This is a genomic window from Protofrankia sp. Cas8 (genome assembly GCF_963555845.1).
Classification (GTDB): Bacteria; Actinomycetota; Actinomycetes; order Frankiales; family Frankiaceae; genus Protofrankia.
The window spans coordinates 1-4,510 of sequence record NZ_CAUVXI010000308.1 but is presented as its reverse complement, the minus strand read 5'-3'; the positions used below and the strand labels follow the sequence as shown (position 1 = coordinate 4,510).

The following is a 4,510-nucleotide window of genomic DNA, read 5'->3' as shown; positions in this document are numbered from 1 at the left end:
CCGCACCGGTGCTGGACTGGATCGCGGCCAGATCCCCACCGATCCCCGTGATGTTCCGGGTCCACGTGCCGTCGGACACCCCGATCCACACCGGACTGTCTCCACCTGGACTGTCTCCGGCCGCGGCCGCGTAGTGGTTGGTCCAGGTGGTCGACCCTTGCGTCCACGACCGGATCCGCCGCGCCGGGTCCAACGCATAGCTGCGGCTGGTCGACCCCTCGGTCTGGGAGGCGACCATGTCGTTGACGTAGTAGCCGACACTCGCCGCCGCCCCACCGGCGACCGTCAGCGTCGTGGTCCGCCCGAACAGGTCATAGCCGTAGCCGGTGTTGGTCAGCCTATCGGCCTGATCGTAAGTGGAGTTCAACGTGAGATCCGGGGTGGTCGTCGACGAGCAGTTCCCACTCGTGGGGTTCCCGCCGGCGTCGGGATGGTTGACCAGACTGGTCCGGTTGGACTCAGCGTCGTAGCCGTACTGCCGGGTGGAGCAGATCACCGGGCCGCCGTAGGCCCGGGTATCGGCCACCTGGGTCAGCCGGCCGGCCGGATCATAGGTGTAACCGGTGCTGTTCGCCGGACCCGCATCCGCCCGCACCTGATCGAACACCGACCGCTTCTGCGTGAACGTCAACCACGTGGTGCCCGACTTGGCATAGGTCAACGCCGTCGGGTTGCCACCGTTGTCGAACCGGGTCGTAGCCACCACCCGGTTCGGATAGGTCTCGCTCGTCAGCTTCCCGTCCGCGTCGTACGACCCGCTGAACGTCGACGGCGCAGACCCGGCACCCACGTTCAGCCCGGTCACCAACCCGCGATGCTCGGATGCCGAGTCGTAGGTGTAGGTGTAGGTGCCCTTCCCGTCGGCACGGGACGTGACCTGCCCATCGATGTCGTAGCCGGTCGTGGCGGTGTTGCCGTCCGCGTCGGTCTGCGAGATGACCCGACCGAGACTGTCATAGCCGATGGTCAGCGTCGTCGTACCGTCACCGGTACTGGTCGGCAAGCCGGTGGTCGTGCTGTAGGAGTAGGTGACGGTGGGTAGGGTGCTGCCACCGTCCGCCGCCGGGGACGCGACGATCGCCGCGGAGGTCTTCCGCCCGACCGCGTCATAGACGGTCGTGGCCGTGCGGGTCGTCGAGCTGACCGTTTCGACCGCGGTCAGCACCTGGCCGAGGTCGTTGTAGGTGTATTTCACCGTCGGCAACGGATTGCCAGACGACGGCTGCGCCACCGGCCCACTGGTACACGCCAACCCCGTCCACGCCGCGTTCACACACCCACCGCTACCAGTCGCCGTGTAGTAGGCGATGACCGTGGTGAACGCATCCGTACCGGAACTGTTCGCCTTCGGCATCCGCGACTCGACAACCTGCCCAGCCGTGTTGTAGTAGCTGATCCGCGCGACCGTCGGGTTCCCCGACCCCATCTGCACCGTGACCGTCGTCGGCCTGCGCTGCACCCAGCCGGAGGTGTTCGGATCCGCGCCGGCCTTGGCCTCATAGCCATTCACCGTGATCCGGCTGTCCCGATCCGTGCCCGTACTGATCCCACCGACCCGGGCACTGGCCGTCACCGTCGTCGCCAACCGGAACGGCGTCGACGCCGCTGGCGCCCCCTGGTCATAGTCGGTATGCACATGCCCCCGCGCCGAGGCGGTGGAGCCGTCGTCGAGGAGCACCTGATGGGTCGGCCCGTAGCTGTCGACGACCTCGACGCCGTCCGCGGCGTACACACTCTGGTCGTCGAGCTGCTGAGCGCGGGCCGCCGACGCGGTCAGCGCAGTCACCGTCGGATCGGTGTCCGCCGTCGGGGCCAGCGCCTGCGCCCGGTTCCCCGCGCTCAACGTGCGGATGACGTTGCCCTTGGCGTCATGCTCCGTTGTGGCGACCTGCCAGGCCCCCGCCCCATAGCTGGCGCTGTTGACCGCCCGGCCGTCACTGTTGAGATAGGTCAGATCCGCGTACGGCCAGTCGCTGCTGGTCGGCGGGCTCGCCGGCACATGACCGGCGGGGAACACCCCGGCCCCGTACAGCGGCAGATCGGTCTGTGCCCAGCCGGCGACCGCGGTCGGGGACAGGTCGATCGGCGCCCCCGTCCCCGACACCGCCACGTCGTAGACCACCGTCTGCGTCGCCGTTGGCCCGGACGGGTCCGGCCGCGACACGCTGGCCAGCCGGCCCGTGCCGTCGTAGCTCAACGTCCAAGCCGCCTGCCCCGGCGGGGTGATCGTCGCCAACCGGCCGGCGGCGGTGTAGGAGTAGACGGTCTGCAGATGCGAGCCGTCGGTGTTGTCCAGCCGCGGATCCCAGCCGGCGCGCAGATGCCCGGTCGAGTCATACAGATACCGGGCCACCGTCACCGGCGTGGCGCCGTTCAGGTTCATCACCAACGCGGACACCCGGCCGGCGAAATCCCCCCAGGTGCCCGGGTCGGTCCCGGTCGCTGTGGTGGAGGCGGCGTAGGTGACATCCAGCGCCCGGCAGCCCGCCACCAGCGTCGCGCAGCTGACCCCAGCGGGCACGGGGGCCAGGATCCGGGTCACCCGCCCGGACGAATCGGTGGTGAACGTCGAGGTGCTGTTCGAGCCGGGTTCGACGACCTGGCTGACCACCCACACCGTGGACGACCCCACCGTCTTCGCCGTGTACACGGTCTTGGTGCCGTCGGCGTCGGTGACGGTGAACTGGGTCGCCGAGTCCTTGACCAGCACCGACCCGTCGGTCCCGGCATCCCCGACCCCGGCGTAGCTGTACGGATAGCCCCCGGACCCAGTTCGGGTGTAGAGCGACTGAACACCGTCCGCACCGGTCAACGTCGCATAGCCGCCGGTATCGGTGGTGTCGGTGAGGGTCTCGGCCGCCGAACCCGCGGCCGGCCCCGGCAGGGCCGCGGTCCAGCCCGGTCCGAACACCCCCGCCGGCAACGACGACGCCACCGCCGGCGCCATGGATGTCGCGGTCCGCCCGGCGGTCAGGCTCCCGGTGTAGGTCGGCATCGACGCGTCCGTCGCCGACACCGCGAAGTCCCCGGTCAGCGGCGCCAGCGTGCCCGGCCCCACCGGCACAGTCGCCGCCGCATCTGCGAACGCACTGCGGATGAACTGCACCGTGTGCAACGGCGCACACAACGTCACCTGAGATGCATCCTGGAAGCAGGGCTGGATCTGCACCGGCCCGTCGCCCCCGCCCGCCGCGGTGATCGTGGCGGTGACATCCCAGGTCAGCTTGTCGAACAACCCCGACCCGTTGCGCGCCATCGGCCAACTCGGATGCGTCGACGTACCGATCAGGGTCACGTCGGCGGTGGGAATGTTCGTCCACGCCGTGGCCGCATTCACCCCCTGCCGGTACTGGAAGGTGACCTTCACCTGCACGGTCGGCGCCTGGCCTTCTAGGGTGGTGAACCGCTGGGTCCGCGCCCCCTCGACCGGCAACGCCAACGCCCCGGTGCCGATCGCGAACGGATAGGACACCACCGCCGACAGGTTCCCGGCCGTGTCCTTCGTCCGGATGTAGAAGGTGTGCTGCCCCTGCCCCGGGGTCAGCGTGCCCGTGGCCGTACCGGTGGTCTCCGTCGCCGGGGACGGCTGATCCACCCCGTAGAAGAACGACGCGGTGTCCCCACCCGGGGACGTCCAGCTGAACGTCCCCGACGTGGTCAATCCCCAGCCTGAGGCCGGGAACGCCGTCGAGGTCACCGCGGACGGGCCGGCGGGCGCGGTCGTGTCGACGGTGAACGGAATCCACGTCGACCAGGCCTGAGAATAGTCCGTCCCGTCAAACGCCCGGGCCCGCCACTCATACGCCGTGCCGTTCGCCAACACCCCGGCCGGCACCGTCCACGTCCCGACCGTGTTCTCCGTCACCCCGGACACCGACCCGGCGGTCACCAGCGTGCTGCCGGTCGAGTTCCACACCTCGAAATCGACCCGCAGATTCCCGCCGTCGGCGTCGATCGCCCCACCCTGCAACGTCGGCGTCAGACTGTTCGTCAACACCATCGCCGGGCTGCCACCGCACTGCGCCGAACACGGGCTGGTGAACCGGCCGGCGACCGTCCCCGGATACGAGTTGTACGTGACGGTGATGTTCGGGGCCAGCTGCGTGTCCCCCGAATAGAAATACTTGTACTGATTCGGGTCGGACTCGTTGCCCGTCCGCGGTCGGCTGGGAATTCCACGTCGTGCCCGCACCCATCCCCGACGCACCCTGCACCACCATCGGCTGCGCACTGACGCCCGCCAGCCGCATCGGCAGACTCAACGCCGCCCGACACGACCAATGTCGTGTCCACCGGCACCCAGCCCTCGCCCCGACGGACCCGACGTATCCCGGAGAAACTCTCCACCGTCCACGTGCCAGTCGGATTGGCGAACGTCGACGTCGACTCGGTCCGTTCCGAGGTCACCTCGATCCGACCGGTTCTCCGCCCGCGACGCCGCGTCCCCTATTGCCGGGCGCTCTAAAGAGCAGACAGCCGCCCACGCACCGCATCAGTCACGACAGTAGCT

Annotated in this window: 1 protein-coding gene; it reads right to left on the bottom strand. The window is 69.2% G+C overall.

Translation table 11 applies throughout. The annotated features are described in order from the left end of the window. Positions 1–4,207, bottom strand: a 4,207-nt coding sequence (locus U9977_RS25875) for a sugar-binding protein (protein WP_322751896.1), incomplete at its 3' end; no start/stop codon positions are given. Positions 4,208–4,510: the final 303 nt, after the last annotated feature.